Source organism: Nocardioides faecalis, from assembly GCF_018388425.1.
GTDB lineage: Bacteria > Actinomycetota > Actinomycetes > Propionibacteriales > Nocardioidaceae > Nocardioides > Nocardioides faecalis.
The window spans coordinates 3,551,276-3,566,490 of the sequence record NZ_CP074406.1; the positions used below are offsets into that span (position 1 = coordinate 3,551,276).

The following is a 15,215-nucleotide window of genomic DNA, read 5'->3' on the forward strand; positions in this document are numbered from 1 at the left end:
ACTACACCAGCTCCTCATCCGCAGGCCACGGGCGCGCACACGGGTGTGCGCCCGCCGAGCCTATTGCCACCCACCGCACCATCCCGCAGAAGGCAAGCCTCACTTGGGTGCGTCGGGGTCTACCGTCGCGGATCCTACCCGCTGGTAACTTCCGCGGGGCGTGACACTGGCCTCACCGGTCGGACCCGCCGGGCATGATGTCGGCACGTGGGAAGGAGCCCGATGCCTGGTAGCCGACCAGTCACGACGCCGGCCAAGACGCTGGCCCTGCTGCTGGCGCTGATGCTGGCGCTGGCGCTCGCCGGCTGCTCCGGATCGCCGTGGCGCGAGGCCTCGCCGTGGCGCGCGGCCCCTGCCTCCGCGCCGAGCTCGCCGCCCACCGTGGCACCGCCCCCGAGCGAGCCCGACCTCGCCGAGGCGCGCAGCGAGCCCCGCAGCGACTCCGTCTACCCCGACGTGGGCGACCCGCTCGTCGACGCCCTGCACTACGAGCTCGACCTGACCTGGACCCCGGGATCCGACCGGCTCGAGGGACGCCAACGCCTCACCTTCCGCGCCAGCGCCGACTCCCCCGACATCCGGCTCGACTTCAACGAGCAGCTGGCGATCAGCGAGGTCACGGTCGACGGCACCCCCGTCGAGCACTCCGTGCGCGGCTACGACCTGCGCATCGCCGCCCCGGTCGCCGCCGACGAGCAGTACGTCGTCGAGCTGGCCTACGCCGGCACGCCGGAGCCGGCGCCTGCCCCCAGCGCGCGCAGCGACTTCGCCTCCGGCGTCGGTTGGAACGTCACCGACGAGCACGAGACCTGGACGGTGCAGGAGCCGTACGGCGCGTTCACCTGGTACGCCGTCAACGACCACCCCTCCGACAAGGCCTTCTACGACTTCGTGCTCACCTCCCCCGACCCGATGGTCGGGGTGGCCAACGGCCAGCTGGTCGGCGTCGACGACGGCGGCGGTCTCGCGCGGCGCACCTGGCACCTGGCGGAGCCGGCATCGTCGTACCTGGTCACGGTGGCCTTCGGGGACCTGCGCGGCACCGAGCTCACCTCGGCGGGCGGGGTGCCGGTCCAGGTGTGGACCGACCGCGACGACGACCCGCTGCCCGGCGGCACCGGTTATGCCGCCGAGGCCCTCGACTGGCTGGAGGAGTACCTGGGGCCCTATCCCTTCGACAGCTTCGGCATCGTCGTGGTGGACAACGAGAACGGCATGGAGACCCAGACCATGGTCACCCTGGGCGACACGCCGTACAGCCTGTCGCCGGAGGTGGTCGTCCACGAGGCGGCGCACCACTGGTACGGCAACACCGTCTCCCCGGCGGACTGGGCCGAGGTCTGGATGAACGAGGGCATGGCGATGTACCTGCAGGCCATGTGGGAGGCCGAGCAGGACGGGGTCGACGTCGCCGCCACGATGGACGAGTGGGCCGGGCTCGAGTCCCAGATGCGCCGCGACGCGGGCCCACCGGGCGCCTACGACCCGGAGCAGTTCGGGGACGGCAACATCTACTACGGCCCGGCGCTGATGTGGCACGAGCTGCGCGAGGAGGTCGGCGACACGTCGTTCTTCCGGGTGCTGCGCGAGTGGCCGGCGCGCAAGGAGAACGGCAACGCCGAGCGCGACGAGTACCTCGACTGGATCGAGCAGACCACGGGCGAGGAGCTCTCGGCGTTCTTCGACGCCTGGCTGCTGGGCGCCACGACACCCGACCGGGACTGAGACGCCGCAGGCGGCGGGCCCCACAGGTCCCGCCGCCTACGGCGTCGTCCGGCTCGCGCCAGGAGCATCAGTCGATCAGGCTCACTCGATCAGACCGGGCTCGACGATGGCGGCGAAGTCGATCTTCTTCGGCAGCTCGCCGGCCTCGAAGAACGCGTCGGCGAGCGCCTGCTCGGCGGCGATGGTCTCTGGCGTGACCCGGCCGAAGGCGGCCGCCTTGTTCTTGGCCACCACGCGGGTGATCTCCGGCGCGAGGCCGGACTCGGCGGCCCAGCCGTCGCCCCAGGCGTCGGAGTTGTCCAGCGCCCAGACCCACGCCTGCTGCAGCAGGCCGACGAAGTGCTTGATGTTCTCGCGGGTCTCGGGGTCGGCCAACGCCTTGGTGGAGGCGATCTCGAACTGCACGCCCTGCTCGTCCGGGCTGCCGCCGGTGATCTCCACGGCGTCGTTCTGCTCGATCGCCTGCGTCACGAAGGGGTCCCAGACCACCCAGGCGTCGACCTCGCCGGAGGTGAACGCGGCCAGGCCGTCGGCCGGGGCCAGGTAGTTCGCCTCGATGTCGTCGAGGGTCAGGCCGTTGCGCTTGAGCGCCTGCAGCAGCAGGCCGTGCGCCGAGGTGCCCTTGCCGACGGCGACCTTCTTGCCCTCGAGGTCCGTGACGTCGGTGATCTTCGATCCCTTGGGCACGAGGATCGAGTTCTCCTGCTGGTCCTGCTCCTGCACCTGGGCGACGATCTTGAAGTTCGCGTCGGCGGCGGCGCCGAAGATCGGCGGCGCGGAGCCCACCCAGGCGACGTCGATCTTGTCCGCCGAGGCGGCCTCGACGATCGGCGGACCGGCCGTGAACTCGGCCCACTCGATCTCGTAGGGCAGGTCCTCGAGCAGCCCGGACTCCTTCAGCACCGCGCGGACACCGTCCTTCTGCACGCCGACCCGCAGGACGGGCTTGTCGCCATCGCTTCCGTCGGCGGAGCCGCCGCAGGCGCTGAGCGCGGTGAGGGCGGCCAGGGCGGCGACGGCACCGGCGGCGGTGCGGCGCAGGCGGGAGGTTGTCTTGTGCAGCATTCTTTTCGTCCTTCTCGGGAGGGTGGGGCTGAGCAGGGGTGGCGACCGTGTGGCCTCAGGCCGGGGTCGCCGCCTCGTCCACGCCGAGCAGGCCCAGCAGGGCGGCCCGTCGGGAAACGATCTCGGGGTGGTCGCGGCGGCGCGGCCGTGCGACGTCGATCCGCTCGTCGTGGACCAGGTGGCCGGCGTCCATCACCAGCACCCGGTCGGCGAGCAGCAGCGCCTCCTCGACGTCGTGGGTGACCATCAGCACCGCGGGCCGGTGGGTGGCGACGAGGTCGCTGACCAGAGCCTGCGCGGAGATCCGGGTCAGCGCGTCGAGGGCGCTGAACGGCTCGTCGAGCAGCAGCAGGTCGGGCTCGCGGACCAGCGCCCGGGCCAACGCCACGCGTTGGCGCTGACCGCCCGAGAGCTGACGCGGCCAGGCTCGTTCGCGGCCGGCGAGGCCGACCTCGGCGAGCACCTCGGTGGCCCGTCCCTTGACGTCGGGTGTGCGCAGCCCCAGGGCGACGTTGTCGAGCACCCGGCGCCAGGGGAACAGGCGCGGGTCCTGGAAGACGACGGCCGGCTCGGTGCCCCCGACGACCTCGCCCTCGGCCCCGTCGTCGAGGCCGGCGAGGATCCGCAGCAGCGTGGACTTGCCGCAGCCCGAGCGGCCCAGCAGGGCGACGAACTCACCGGTGCGGATCTGCAGGTCGACGCCGTCGAGCACGACGTGGTCGCCGAAGACGCGTCGTACGCCGGTCGCGGAGGCGACGACGTCGCCGAAGCGGTGGTGCGCGGCGGTGTCGGTGGCGGGGTCGGTGGCCTTCATCGCTGCACCCCCTCGTCGCGCCAGCGCACGGCGGCCCGTTCCAGGGCACGGACCAGGGCGTCGGTGAGCAGGCCGAGGACGGCGTAGCAGAGGAGCGCGACGACGATGATGTCGGTGCGCAGGAAGTCGCGGGCGTTGTTGATCAGGTAGCCCAGCCCGGCGCCGGCGTTGACCTGCTCGGCCACGACCAGCGCGACCAGGGCGGCGCCCAGCGACTGGCGCAGCCCGACCAGGACCCCGGGCAGCACCGCCGGCACGTAGAGGTGGCGCACCCGCTCCAGCCGGTTGAGCCGCAGCGCCCGGGCGACCTCCTTGAGGTCCGGGTCCACCCCGCGCAGCGCGGCGACCAGGTTCAGGTAGAGCGGCACCAGGGAGAAGAGCGCGACCAGGTAGATCTTGGGCTCCTCCTTGATGCCGAACCAGATGATGAACAGCGGCACCAGCCCGAACAGCGGCAGCATGCGCAGCATCTGCATGTAGGGGTCGAGGAGCGCGTCGCCGATCCGGCTCAGCCCGACCACGGTGCCGAGCACCAGGGCGATGCCGCCGCCGAGGAGGAAGCCGATCGCGGCGCGGCGCAAGGAGACCAGGATGGCCTCGGAGAGCTGGCCGCTCTCCCACAGCCACCCTGCGGTCTCCGCGACCACGCTCGGCGGGGGCAGCGTGCTCGCCGGCAGCACGCCGGTCGCCGACGCGAGCTGCCAGACGCCGACCAGGATCACCGGACTGAGCAGCCGCAGCACCCGCAGCACCACGTCGCCGGTCGAGTGCCCGGCGCCCCGACGACGGTGGCGCGGCGGGCTGGCGGCGGCGGTGGTCGTCGTACCGTCGTCGGCGGTGGGGCGCGCGGCCTGGGTGACGACGTCGACGCTCATCGGGTGCTCACCTGCGCGACCGGGCGCTTCCACAGGCCCCGGCGCTCCAGCACCGGCAGCACGCCCTCACCGAACCAGTAGGCGCCCTCGAGGTGCGGGTAGGCGGAGAGCACGAACTGGTCGATGCCGGCGGCCTGGTACTCCTCGATGAGGTCGGCCACCTCCTCGTGACTGCCGACCAGCGCGGTGCCCGCGCCGCCGCGGACCAGGCCGACGCCGGCCCACAGGCCGGGGTGGATCTGCAGGTTGTCGCGGGAGCCGCCGTTGAGGGCGAGCATCCGCCGCTGGCCCTCGGACTCGCTCCTGGCCAGGCCGGCCTGCATCTCGGCGATGGTGGCGTCGTCGATGCCGGCGAGCAGCCGGTCGGCCTCGGCCCACGCCTCCTCGGAGGTGTCACGGTTGATCACGTGCACCCGCAGGCCGTAGCGCAGGGTGCGGCCCTCGGCCTCGGCGAGCTCGCGGATCCAGCGGACCTTCTCGGCCACCGCCGCGGGCGGCTCGCCCCAGGTCAGGTAGACGTCGGCGTGCTTGGCCGCGACCGTGCCGGCGGCCGGGGAGGATCCGCCGAACTGGATCTCCGGGCGCACCTGCGGCAGGTGGTGCAGCTGGGCGCCCTCGACCCGGACGTGCTCGCCGGCGAAGTCCACGCGCTCGCCGTCCCACAGTCGCCGGACGACGGTGAGGAACTCGTCGCAGCGCACGTAGCGGGCGTCCTTGTCGAGGAAGTCGCCGTACGCACGCTGCTCGGCACTCTCTCCGCCGGTGACCACGTTGAGCAGCAGCCGGCCGCCGGAGAGGTTGGAGAAGGTGGTGGCCATCTGCGCGGCGAGGGTCGGCGACATCAGGCCGGGCCGCAGCGCGACCAGGAAGTTCAGCCGCTCGGAGACCTCGGAGAGCATCGCGGAGGTGATCCAGGCGTCCTCGCACCAGGCGCCGGTCGGCACCAGCGCGGACTTGAACCCCAGCTGCTCGGCGCCGCGCGCGACCTGGCCGAGGTAGCCGACCGTGGCGGGGCGCCCGGCCGGACCGGCCTCGACCCCGTGACCGCCACCGACGACGTTGCGGGAGTCGCCGCCGTTGGTCGGCAGGAACCAGTTGAACGTCAGGGTCATGGGTCTTCTCCTTGCGGGGGCTTTAACTCGATCAACCTACTAAACAAACTGTAGGACAGAGGCTGGGTCCGGCATGTGAGCAAGGGTGTGGCGGGGGCTCTCGTCCGCCGAGTCGTGAGTTTCCGTGCGCTGAGTCGTGAGTTTCCGCGGGCCGAGTCGTGAGTTTCCGTGCGCCGAGTCGTGAGTTTCCGTGCGCCGAGTCGTGACCTTCCGGGCGTCTGGGGATGAGCGATCACCGCGGCGCCCCGAGCCGGTAGAAACGAGCGGTGAGCCGACCCTGGCAGTACGACGAACCGGCACCGGGCGCCGAGCTGGGCCCCTACCGCGTGGTGCGCCGGCTCGGCGCGGGCGGGATGGGGATCGTCTACGAGGCGCTCGACACCGTGCTCGAACGGACCGTGGCGCTGAAGCTGATCGCGCCCGAGCACGCGGCCGACCCCGACTTCCGGCAGCGCTTCGTGCGGGAGGCGCGCGCGCAGGCGGCGCTCGACTCACCCCACGTCGTACAGGTGTTCGCGCACGGCGAGGTCGCCGGGCGGCTCTACCTGGCGACCCAGCTGGTGCCCGACGGCGACCTGGCCGCGCTGCTGCGGCACGGCCCGGTGCCGTTCGAGGAGGCGATGCAGGTCGGGGCGCAGGTGGCCGACGCGCTGGCCGAGGCGCACCGGGCCGGCCTCGTGCACCGCGACGTCAAGCCCGGCAACGTCCTGCTGCGCCGACGCGGCAGCCACACGGTCGCCTACCTCTCCGACTTCGGGCTCGCCGGTCCGGCCCTGCCGCACGCCTCGGGTCCGCGGCACGGTGGACCGGCCGGCACTCCCGGGTACCTGGCGCCGGAGGTGCTGGCCGGCGAGGCCGCCGGCGCAGCCGCCGACGTCTACGCGCTGGGCCGCCTGCTCGCCACGGCCCTCATCGGCGGACCGCCAGGCTCGGCGCCGCCCGCCGTGGACCGATTGGCCGGACGCCGCCGATTGCGTGAGGTGCTGGAGGCGGCCGTGGCACCCGACCCTGCCGCGCGTCCGTCCGCCGCGGCGCTCGCGGCCGCCCTGCGCAGTACGACGTCGCGGGGTCGAGGACGTCGGTCGGCGCGGCGCGTCGTACTGGGCGGGGCGGGTGTGGCAGCGGCCGGCGCGCTGCTGCTGGCGCCAGTCCTCGCCCCCGCGCGCCCCGAGCGCCCCGAGCGCCCCGAGCATCGCTCCGGGCCGTCCGCCGCACCGGTCGCCGAGGACGCCCGGATGGCCAGGCTCGCGAAGACGCTGGCGGCCCGGGCGGGGCTCAGCAAGACGGAGGCGTCCTGCACCGCCGAGACGTTGCTTCGCCGTGCTCGTCCGAGCGGGTCGTCAGCCCCCGCCTCCGGCTCCGGCCCCGAGGCCCTGAGCCAGGCCCTGGCCGCGGCGGCCGACTGCCTGTGGCCCCGCCCCACCCCCTGACCCCGCCCCACCCCCTGACCCCGACACGAAGTCACGACTCGCGGGACGGAAGCTCACGACTCGGCGGACGGAAGCTCACAACTCGGCGGACGGAAACTCACGACTCGGGGGGCGGGAACTCACGACTCGGGGTCAGGAGCGGGTCAGAAGACGAGGGCGGTGGCGGGGTCGCTGACCAGGCCGGCGACGTCGGCGAGGAACTGGGCCCCGGTGGCGCCGTCGATGTGGCGGTGGTCGAAGGACAGCGACAGCGTCATCACCTGGCGGGGCACCACGGCGTCGCCCACGACCCACGGCTGCGGCTTGATGGCGCCGAGGGCGAGGATGGCGGACTCGCCGGGGTTGATGATCGGCGTGCCGCCGTCGATGCCGAAGACGCCCACGTTGGTGATGGTGAAGGTGCCGCCGGCGAGGTCGGCGGGCTGGCTGCGTCCCGCGCGGGCAGTGGTGGTCAGCTCCTCCAGCTCCTTCGCCAGGTCGACGAGCGACAGCTCGTGCGCGTCCTTGACGTTCGGCACCACCAGGCCGCGCGGGGTGGCGGCGGCGATGCCCAGGTTCACGTAGTGCTTGACCACGACCTCCTGCGTCGCGTCGTCGAACGCGGAGTTGACCAGGGGCGTGCGCCGCAGCGCGAGCAGGCAGGCGCGGGCGATGAGGAGCAACGGGCTGACCTTGATGCCGGCGAGCTCCCGGCGCGCACGCAGCCGCTCGACGAGCTCCACGGTGGCCGTGGCGTCGATGGTCACGAACTCCGTCACGTGCGGCGCGGAGAACGCGGAGGCCGACATCGCCGCCGCCATCTGCTTGCGCACGCCCTTCACCGGCTCCCGGGTCTCCCGGCCCGCCGGGTCGACCGGCAGCGGACGGGCGGCAGCGCTTGCTCCGGCCGCGGCACCCAGGGCCGCCGTACCCGTGCCGCCGGCCGCGGCGAGCACGTCGTCCTTGCTCACCGTGCCGCGCGGACCGGTCGGGGTCAGCGCGGCGAGGTCGACGCCCAGGTCCCGAGCCAGCCGGCGCACCAGCGGCTTGGCCAGCGCGCGGATGGCGGCGGCGGACGCGGGAGCGCGGGTCTCGACAACCTCGACCACCGCAGCATCCTTCCCAGCGTCCACCCCAGCCGGCGCCCCAGCCTCCGCCGCGACGGCACCCTTCCGCGCCCGACGCGCGAGCGCCCGCTGCTTGGGGCCATAGCCGACGAGGGTGGCGTTCCCGACCGGCGGCACGTTGGTGTCGATGATCTCCGGGCCCCTGCTGGCGGCGGTGGCGGCCGGCACCGAGCCGGGCACGGAGCCGGGGACGGCGGCGGGCTCGGTGGGCAGCTCGGGCACGAGGTCCAGCGCCGGCGCGGCCGGCTCCGGCGGCGTCGGCAGCGGCCCGCCGGCGGCGTTGACGGAGGCGTGGGCGGAGGGGTCGCCGATCCGGATGATCGGCGTGCCCACCTCGACGGTCTCGCCCTCGGCGACGAGCAGGGCGAGCACCCGGCCGGCGTACGGCGAGGGCAGCTCGACGATCGACTTGGCGGTCTCGATGTCGACGAGGACGTCGTTGACGGCGACGACGTCGCCCTCCTTGACCCGCCAGGCCACGATCTCGGCCTCGGTCAGGCCCTCGCCGACGTCGGGCAGCAGGAACTCCTGGGCGGTCTGTGTGCTCATCTCGGCGTCCTCAGAAGGTGAAGGTGCGGTCGACGGCGTCGAGCACCCGGTCCAGGTCGGGCAGGAAGTGCTCCTCGATCCGGGCCGGCGGGTACGGGGTGTCGTAGCCCCCGACGCGCAGCACCGGGGCCTCGAGGGAGTGGAAGCACTCCTCGGTGACCCGGGCGGCGACCTCCGCGCCGACGCCGAGCGTCACGTGCGCCTCGTGGACGACGACCAGGCGGCCGGTGCGCCGTACGGACTCCATGACGGGGGCCAGGTCCAGCGGGGACAGGGTGCGCAGGTCGAACACCTCGATCGAGCGGCCCTCCTCGGCGGCGACGGTGGCGGCGTCCAGGCAGGTGGAGACGGTCGGGCCGTAGCCGACGACGGTGACGTCGGTGCCGGGGCGCACCAGCCGCGAGGTCCACAGCGGCGGCGGGGTCGCCGTCTCGTCGACGTCGGCCTTGGCGGAGTGGTAGAGCCGCTTGGGCTCGAGGAAGACGACCGGGTCGTCGCAGGCGATCGCCTGCTGGATCATCGCGTGCGCGTCGGCGGGGTTGGAGCACGCGACGACCTTGAGGCCCGGGGTGTGCGCGAACTGCGCCTCGGGCGACTCGCTGTGGTGCTCGACCGCGCCGATGCCGCCGCCGAACGGGATCCGGATGACCATCGGCATCGGGATCCGGCCGCGGCTGCGGAAGTGCATCTTGGCGACCTGGCACACGATCTGGTCGTAGGCGGGGTAGACGAAGCCGTCGAACTGGATCTCCACCACGGGCCGGTAGCCGCGCATGGCGAGGCCGACCGCGGTGCCGACGATGCCGGACTCGGCCAGCGGGGTGTCGACGACCCGGTCCTCGCCGAAGTCCTTCTTCAGCCCGTCGGTGATCCGGAAGACACCGCCCAGGGTGCCGACGTCCTCACCCATGACGAGGACCTTCTGGTCGTCCTCCATGGCCTTGCGCAGGCCGGCGTTGAGCGCCTTGGCGAGCGTCATCGTGGTCATCGGGCCGCCTCCTCGGTCGCGAACGACGCGAGGTGGGCGTCGAAGCCCGCCTGCTGCGCGGCCAGCTCGGCGGTCTGCTCGGCGTGCACCCACGAGAACATCTCGCGCGGGTCGGGGTCGGGCAGCGTGCGGCACTCCGCGCGCATCCGCTCCCCCAGCGCGTCGGCCTCGGCGGCGACCTCGGCGACGAAGCCGTCGTCGGCCAGCCCGTTGCGGCGCAGGTAGGCCTCGACGCGGGCGATCGGGTCCTTGAGCTTCCAGCGCTCCACGTCGTCGCTGAGCCGGTAGCGGGTGGGGTCGTCGGTCGTGGTGTGCGCGCCCATCCGGTACGTGTACGCCTCCACGAACGTCGGGCCCTGGCCCTCCCGCGCGCGTTGCAGCGCGGCCTGCATGACGGCGTACGTCGCCAGCACGTCGTTGCCGTCCACCCGCACGCCGGGGAAGCCGAAGCCGTGGGCGCGGCGGTAGAGCGGGATCCGGGTCTGCCGCTCGATGGGCTCGGAGATCGCCCACTGGTTGTTCTGGCAGAAGAACACGACCGGCGCGTTGTACGACGCCGCGAACACGAACGCCTCGTTCACGTCGCCCTGGGAGGAGGCACCGTCACCGAAGTGCGCCACCACCGCGGTGTCGCGGGTCGGGTCACCGGTGCCGACGGCGCCGTCGCGCTGCACCCCCATGGCGTAGCCGGTGGCGTGCAGGGTCTGGGCGCCGATGACGATCGTGTAGAGGCCGAGGTTGTGCTTCGCGGTGTCCCAGCCGCCCTGGTCGACGCCTCGGAACAGGCCGAGCAGCGTGACCGGGTCGACGCCGCGGCACCAGGCGATGCCGTGCTCGCGGTAGGTCGGGAACACGTAGTCCTGCGGCGCGAGCGCACGCCCGGCACCGATCTGGGCGGCCTCCTGACCCAGCAGCTGGGCCCACAGGGCGAGCTCACCGTGGCGCTGCAGCGCCGTCGCCTCGATGTCGAGGCGGCGCACCAGCACCATGTCGCGGTAGAAGCCGCGCAGCTGCTCGGCGGAGAAGTCGACGTCGAAGCCCGGGTGGTGGACCCGCTCCCCCTCCGGCGTCAGGAGCTGCACCAGCTCGGGATCGGGGGCGGCCTCGGGGGCCGGGCCGAAGACGGGGTCGGTCATCACCACTCCTTGCTCCACGGGCTCCGGGATCGCCGGAGCTCTTGGTCGGGTCACGCGCGGCCCCGGCCTGGCCACAAGGGTGCGCGACTGTGACCCGAACCACACTTGGGCGTCACCCTACTCGGCGGCGCGGTCACCGCCGAACCGGCGCGGTCGGCGGCTACTTCTCGACGTAGGAGTAGGCGCTGACCAGCCACTCACCGGTGCTGCCGTCGAGCAGCCAGGTCGAGGCGAGCGTCTTGCCGGTGTTGGGCGCGTAGACGTCGCCGGTGACGGTGGAGATCGTGGCGACGGTGACCGGCTCGTCGAAGGTGTACTCGGCGTTCGACATCTCCAGGTTGCCCGCGCTCCGCTTGCAGCCGGCCTGGTCGGTGAACTCCCGGACGAAGTACCGCTCCGTGGTCAGCCCCTCCACCGCGAGGCAGTCGCCCTCGAGGAGGGAGTCGAGGAACGCGCGGGCGGTGATGGTCGGGTCGCCGCTGGGGGCGTTGGTCACGGGCGGCTCGGAGGTCACGACCTCGGTCGGTGTCGACTCCGTGGGCGTTGCGGTCGGCGAGTCCGTGGCTGAGTCCGTGGGCGAGTCGGACGTCGTGGCCGAGGACGTGTCGTCGGCCACCGAGTCGTCGTCGCCGTCGTCGCCGCCGGAGACGACCAGCACCACCACGAGCGCCGCGACCACCACCAGCGCGACGACGCCCACGAGGATCCCGATGATGAGGCCCTTCTTGGAGCCCCCGCCGCCGGGCGGCGGACCGTAGCCCTGGGGGCCGCCGGGGTAGCCGCCGCCCTGTCCCGGCGGGCCGTAGCCACCCGGAGCGGGCGGCTGTCCGTACCCGCCGTACCCACCACCCTGCTGGGGCGGGTAGCCACCACCCTGCTGGGGCGGGTAGCCGCCGGGGCCGCCGTACTGCGGCGGGGTGCCCCCGCTGCCCTGCGGCGAGATCTGGGTCGGCGGCTGCTCGCCTGGCTGTCCAGGCCCGGGGAACTGGTGGCTCACCCTCGGCAGACTAAGCAGCCGACCTCGCCGGCGCACCGTCAATCGTGGGGACTCGTCGCCGCCGCGGCCACAGGGAGACCACCAGCAACAACAGCCCCACAGGCAGCGCGATCAGGTAGGTCCGGGCGTACGGCGCGACCGACCCGGTCAGCGCGTCGAGCAGGATCCGGGCGAGCTCCTGGCTCCGGACGTCGGCGCGGTCGACCACCAGGTCGGTGACCGGATCCACCGCCAGTGGGACCAGGAGCGCGGCCAGCGCCACGCCCAGCGCGGCGCAGCCCGCGACGCGCAGCATGCCGCGCCACCCCGCCACCACCACGAGTGCCAGCGCCACCAGCCCGGCCCACACGAACGGCAGGAGGTCCGCGACCCGCTCCGCAGCGCGGTACTTCGGGCCGGCGTCGGCGACCTCGGCGCGGGGTCCGACCGGCACCGAGAGCTGGACCTCGGGGAGCCCGAGCAGCGGGATGCCGCGCTCCTCCAGCCCGAGCAGCACCTGGGCCAGCAGCGGGCTGGCGTCCACGGTGAGGCTGCCCTCGACCGAGGCGTCCGGGTCCTCGAGCAGGGTGAGGATCTGCTTGTGCAGGTCCTCGTTGGCGCGGCGCCAGAACTCGGCGAACCCGGGGCTCTCGGTCACGCCGCGCGCGCCGGCCAGCGCCCACTCCGAGACCGCGTCGGGCAGCGTGATCGGCAGGTGCTGCTGGAGGTTGTCGACCGCGGCGTCCGCGGTGGCCTGCGCCAACAGGTCGCGGACCTCGCGATCGTCGGCCAGCGGGGCCATGGTGGCGACGAACTCGTCGCGGTCGGCGATCGTGGCGTCCAGCCACGACGTGGCGACGACCAGCGGCGCGACGAGGGTGGCCAGCAGCACCAGGGCGCCGGCGGTGAAGGACCTCATCGGACGCGGGTCCCGTCTGCCTCAGCGGACGGGGCCCGCGCCACGAGCCGGGCCACGAGTCGGGACACGAGTCGGGACAGGGTCAGCACCCGTCCCCGGAGTCCTTGTCGTAGTTGGTCGTCTTGACCTTCCAGTCACCGTCCTCCTTGCAGAGCAGGGCGGTGCCGTCGCGCTCGATCTTCTCCTCGCCGCTCAGGGCGTCGTCGAGGTACTTCTCGTTGTCGCCCTTGTACTCCTGGGTGGTCTCCCAGTCGACGGTGGCCTCGTCACCGTCCTCCTCGACGTCCTTGGTCTCGATCGAGAAGTCGATGTCGCCGCGGATGTCCTCCTCGGACTCGTCGTACTCCTTCTCGAAGTCCTCGAGGAACTCGTTGTAGTCGTCCTCGATCTCGTCGACGTACTCGCCGCAGCTGTCGACGTTGCGCTCCTCGAACTCCTCGTCCAGGTCGTCCTTGGTGGACAGCTCGCACAGGGTCTCGATGTCGCTCTCGAACTCCGCGCGCAGGTAGTCCTCGGTGACGCTCTCGGGGCCGTTGCCGCCGAGCACCTTGAGCAGCACGAAGAGCAGCACCACCACGAGCAGGACCGCGCCGACACCGCCGCCGATGATCGCGATCAGCTTGCCCTTGCCGCCGCCGGAACCGCCGGGGCCGCCGGGGCCCGCTCCGTAGCCGCCCTGGCCGAAGCCGGGCTGGCCGGGCTGGCCGTAGCCGGGCTGGCCGTAGCCGCCCTGACCCGCCGGGGCTCCGTAGCCCTGCTGACCGGCCGGGGCGCCGTAGCCCTGCTGACCGGCCGGGGCTCCGTAGCCCTGCTGGCCGCTGGGCGCGCCGTACGGCGACTGGCCGCCGGTGCCGTAGGGCTGCTGCGGGGTGCCCTGGCCACTCGCGCCGGCGCCGCCGGCGGCGTAGCCGGCCGCGGTGTTCGGTGCGACGACCGTGGCCTGGTCACCGGCGCCCTGAGCAACCCCGGAGCCGTCCCACCCGGAGCCGTCCGACCCGGTGCCGGCGCCCGAGCCCTGCTGTCCGCCGTTGTCCGAGCCCTGCTGGCCCCCGGCGCCCGGCTGGGTGTGCTCGGTCCACTGCGTGCCGTCCCACCAGCGCAACCCGCCCTGACCGTCGGGGTACCACCCTGCCGGGGTCGTCGGCTGGTTCGGGTCAGACATGCGATCTCCTTGTGCAGGTGAGCGGTCCGTCCGCTCGGACTGGGCGCAGTATGCCACCCATGAGGGCTCTCCAATCCTGTCCAGGCACGCGGGTTCAGGGGCCGGGTGTCGCTGCCAGGGACGCGACGAAGTCGAGCTTGTCGAGCACCGGCGGCGGAATGACGAACGGGTAGACGTCGGCCTTGCCCATCGCCCGGTTGATCTGGTTGAGGGCCACCGACAGCGGCATCCACACCGCCACCACGAGGTCGGAGAAGCGTTCGTGCGCGGTGGGCTCGAAGTAGACCAGGCCGAACGAGGCCGCGGTGGCGACGGTGTCGCTGATGTGCAGGTAGTGCGCGAACGTCTCGGCGAAGTCCTCGAACGGGTGCATCGTCGCGTAGGTGGTGATGAAGGAGTCGGCCCAGTCGGCCGGCGGCCCCTGCGAGTAGTGCCGGTCGATCTCCGCCTGGTAGTCCTTCGTCTCGTCACCGAACAGCTCGCGACACCGCGCCAGCCGCTCGGGGTGCTCCTCGGTGACCAGCACCGACTGCAGGTAGTGCCCCACCTCGTGGCGCAGGTGGCCGAGCAGGGTGCGGTACGGCTCGCCGAGCTCCTGGCGGATCCGCTCGCGCCGGGCGTCGTCGGACTCGGCGAGGTCGATGGTGATCACGCCGTCGGCGTGGCCGATGACCACGTTCTCCTCGCCCGAGGCGGGACTGCTCGAGAGCATGTCGAAGACCAGGCCCGAGATGTTGAAGCCGAGCTCGTCGAGCTCGGCGACGAGGTGCCGCTTGGCCGCCTCCGCAGCCGCGAAGTGCGCCAGCCCCTCGGCGTCGTCGTCGGACGGACGGGTCCGAGTCAGGTCGCACGCCGAGCACTGCCCGCCGGCGACCGGGCTCAGCCAGGTGCACCCCGACAGGTCCAGGTTGGCGCAGACGTGCCACGTGCGGCCCTCAGCGTCGACGTAGCGGCTAGCGTCGTCGACGCACACGATGGCCCGCTCGGCGCGGGAGTAACCCAGCGCGGAGCCACAGGTGACGCAGACGGAGTTGTCGAAGAAGAGCGGGCTCTGGCAGGCCCGGCAGCGGTAGGTGCGCACCCGGTGTCCGGCCGCGCTCAGTTGGTGGAGGTGATGACGGCGACCACCACGACCCAGGCGAACAGCACGACCGCGGTCGCCAGCCCCACGACGAGCCCGACGGTGCGCGGCTTGCTGGCCGGGGCGAGCCCTTGGAGCACGGCCCCCACGGGGACGCCGTACGGAGGTGCAGCGAAGGCCTGCGGCTGGCCGAGGTACGACGGCGGTGGCGGCTGGGCGCCCTGGGGCGGGACGCCGTACGGAGGCTGGCTCATGCTCCACACCCTAGGAGGGGGCA

At 73.0% G+C, this 15,215-nt stretch carries 14 protein-coding genes; 2 read left to right on the plus strand and 12 right to left on the minus strand.

The window, feature by feature from the left end; all coding sequences use genetic code 11:
- The first annotated feature begins 222 nt into the window (after positions 1-222).
- Entirely contained in the window at positions 223-1,725 is a 1,503-nt protein-coding gene (locus KG111_RS16690; protein WP_205289877.1) for a M1 family metallopeptidase, read from the plus strand.
- 81 nt (positions 1,726-1,806) lie between these two features.
- On the opposite strand, the gene KG111_RS16695 is transcribed toward KG111_RS16690, so the two are convergent.
- The 4 genes from KG111_RS16695 to KG111_RS16710 are packed head-to-tail and all read right to left on the minus strand — an operon-like array spanning position 1,807 to position 5,591.
- Positions 1,807-2,790 carry an ABC transporter substrate-binding protein gene (locus KG111_RS16695; RefSeq protein ID WP_205289878.1) on the minus strand — a complete coding sequence of 328 codons (984 nt, stop codon included), beginning with the start codon at positions 2,788-2,790 and terminating at the stop codon, positions 1,807-1,809.
- A gap of 55 nt (positions 2,791-2,845) precedes the next feature.
- A complete protein-coding gene (locus tag KG111_RS16700) occupies positions 2,846-3,604 on the minus strand; it encodes an ABC transporter ATP-binding protein (RefSeq protein WP_205289879.1) in 759 nt (252 codons plus the stop codon).
- Positions 3,601-4,479, minus strand: a complete 879-nt coding sequence (locus KG111_RS16705) for an ABC transporter permease (protein ID WP_205289880.1) — start codon at positions 4,477-4,479, stop codon at positions 3,601-3,603. The genes KG111_RS16700 and KG111_RS16705 overlap by 4 nt, the downstream gene beginning before the upstream one ends.
- Positions 4,476-5,591: an LLM class flavin-dependent oxidoreductase gene (locus tag KG111_RS16710; RefSeq protein ID WP_205289881.1), complete on the minus strand. Its 1,116-nt coding sequence runs from the start codon at positions 5,589-5,591 to the stop codon at positions 4,476-4,478. The genes KG111_RS16705 and KG111_RS16710 overlap by 4 nt, the downstream gene beginning before the upstream one ends.
- A 266-nt stretch (positions 5,592-5,857) precedes the next feature.
- Between KG111_RS16710 and KG111_RS16715 the strand changes: the two genes are divergently transcribed.
- Positions 5,858-7,021, plus strand: a complete 1,164-nt coding sequence (locus tag KG111_RS16715; RefSeq protein ID WP_205289882.1) for a serine/threonine-protein kinase — start codon at positions 5,858-5,860, stop codon at positions 7,019-7,021.
- Between the two features lie 143 nt (positions 7,022-7,164).
- On the opposite strand, the gene KG111_RS16720 is transcribed toward KG111_RS16715, so the two are convergent.
- The 8 genes from KG111_RS16720 to KG111_RS16755 all read right to left on the minus strand — a co-directional run bounded on the left by KG111_RS16720 (position 7,165) and on the right by KG111_RS16755 (position 15,192).
- Complete coding sequence (locus tag KG111_RS16720) at positions 7,165-8,676, minus strand: dihydrolipoamide acetyltransferase family protein (protein WP_205289883.1); 1,512 nt, start codon at positions 8,674-8,676, stop codon at positions 7,165-7,167.
- A gap of 10 nt (positions 8,677-8,686) precedes the next feature.
- On the minus strand, positions 8,687-9,664 hold the full coding sequence (locus KG111_RS16725; protein WP_205289884.1) for an alpha-ketoacid dehydrogenase subunit beta: 978 nt from the start codon (positions 9,662-9,664) through the stop codon (positions 8,687-8,689).
- Complete coding sequence (gene pdhA / locus KG111_RS16730) at positions 9,661-10,800, minus strand: pyruvate dehydrogenase (acetyl-transferring) E1 component subunit alpha (RefSeq protein WP_205289885.1); 1,140 nt, start codon at positions 10,798-10,800, stop codon at positions 9,661-9,663. The genes KG111_RS16725 and pdhA overlap by 4 nt, the downstream gene beginning before the upstream one ends.
- A 160-nt stretch (positions 10,801-10,960) precedes the next feature.
- Positions 10,961-11,797, minus strand: coding sequence for a hypothetical protein (locus KG111_RS16735; RefSeq protein WP_205289886.1), 837 nt, complete (start codon positions 11,795-11,797; stop codon positions 10,961-10,963).
- 10 nt (positions 11,798-11,807) lie between these two features.
- On the minus strand, positions 11,808-12,695 hold the full coding sequence (locus tag KG111_RS16740) for a hypothetical protein (protein ID WP_205289887.1): 888 nt from the start codon (positions 12,693-12,695) through the stop codon (positions 11,808-11,810).
- Positions 12,696-12,777: 82 nt separating this feature from the next.
- Positions 12,778-13,857 (minus strand): DUF2510 domain-containing protein, encoded by a 1,080-nt coding sequence (locus KG111_RS16745; protein WP_213450007.1) that lies wholly within the window; start codon positions 13,855-13,857, stop codon positions 12,778-12,780.
- A 94-nt stretch (positions 13,858-13,951) separates the two neighbouring features.
- Positions 13,952-14,938, minus strand: a complete 987-nt coding sequence (locus KG111_RS16750; protein WP_205289888.1) for a zinc-binding metallopeptidase family protein — start codon at positions 14,936-14,938, stop codon at positions 13,952-13,954.
- Positions 14,939-14,955: 17 nt separating this feature from the next.
- The gene (locus KG111_RS16755) at positions 14,956-15,192 is read right to left on the minus strand and encodes a hypothetical protein (RefSeq protein WP_205289889.1); all 237 of its coding nucleotides are present in this window, start codon (positions 15,190-15,192) and stop codon (positions 14,956-14,958) included.
- Between the last annotated feature and the right edge of the window lie 23 nt (positions 15,193-15,215).